Origin of the sequence: Nocardia sp. NPDC049190 (assembly GCF_040648115.1) — a bacterium.
Taxonomy (GTDB): Bacteria; Actinomycetota; Actinomycetes; order Mycobacteriales; family Mycobacteriaceae; genus Nocardia.
Window position 1 is genome coordinate 1 of sequence record NZ_JBEZDE010000122.1, and the last position, 1,146, is coordinate 1,146.

Annotated in this window: 1 protein-coding gene; it reads left to right on the forward strand. The window is 62.8% G+C overall.

What is annotated here, in order from left to right:
• On the forward strand, positions 1 to 1,146 hold a 1,146-nt coding region (locus AB0B25_RS32175), incomplete at both ends, for a condensation domain-containing protein (protein ID WP_357187630.1).

The following is a 1,146-nucleotide window of genomic DNA, read 5'->3' on the forward strand; positions in this document are numbered from 1 at the left end:
TCCCTATCGGGACTTCTTGGCGTGGCTGGTCGGGCAGGACCGGGCTGCGTCGCTCGGGGTGTGGGCTGGTGTGTTCGATGGTGTGGACGAGCCGACCTTGGTGGCCGCGGTCGATCCGGGTCGTCGTTACACCGAATCACGGGATGTGCTCGGTGAATTGAGTGAGGAACAAACCACGACACTCACAGATTTCGTGAAGGCTCGGGGGATCACTCTGAACACGGTGGTTCAGATGGCGTGGGCGGTGGTGTTGGGGGAGTTGACTTCCCGCGAGGATGTCACGTTCGGTTCCACGGTCTCCGGGCGGCCACCGCAGCTTGCGGGTGTCGAGTCGATGGTCGGGTTGTTGGTGAATACGTTGCCGGTGCGGGTGCGTCTGGACAGTACCGAGAGCCTGGGGCAGCTACTCGATCGGATCCAGGCCGAGCAGACCATGTTGCTCGATCACCATCATGTGGGTTTGGTCGATATCGAGCGGGTAGCGGGTCCGGGTGCGGTATTCGACACGATGACCGTGTTCGAGTCCTATCCGGTCGACCGCGCGGGACTGACCACCGATACCGATATCGCCGGGATGCGGTTGCTGGGTGTGGCCGGTACCGACGCCGCGCACTACCCGCTCGGGGTGGTCGCGCATGTCGACACGCGACTACACGTGAGAATCAAATATTTACCGGAATTCTTCGACCGTGACGCGATGAACGCGACCCTGCAACGGGTCCTGCGCGTGATCGGTCACCTCACCGACGATCCGGAGTTGCCACTGGGTCGGCTGAACCTGCTGTCCGCGACCGAATATCGTGAACTGACCTCGATCTCGGGTATCCCGGCCGTGCCCGGACGGGTGTTACCGGAACTGTTGGCCGCAGCGGTAGGCACAGACCCTGCCGCGGTCGCGGTGGTCTGCGAGGACCGACGCTGGACATACAACGAACTCGACACCCGATCCAACCGGCTGGCACGACTACTCATCGACCACGGAGCCGGACCGGAAACCAGCGTCGCGATCGGACTACCACGCTCGATCGAATCCGTCCTGGCCACCTGGGCGATCGCCAAAACAGGCGCCGCATTCGTACCAATCGACCCCAACTATCCCACCGGCCGAATCGAACACATGCTCACCGACTCAGGAGCGGAGGTCGG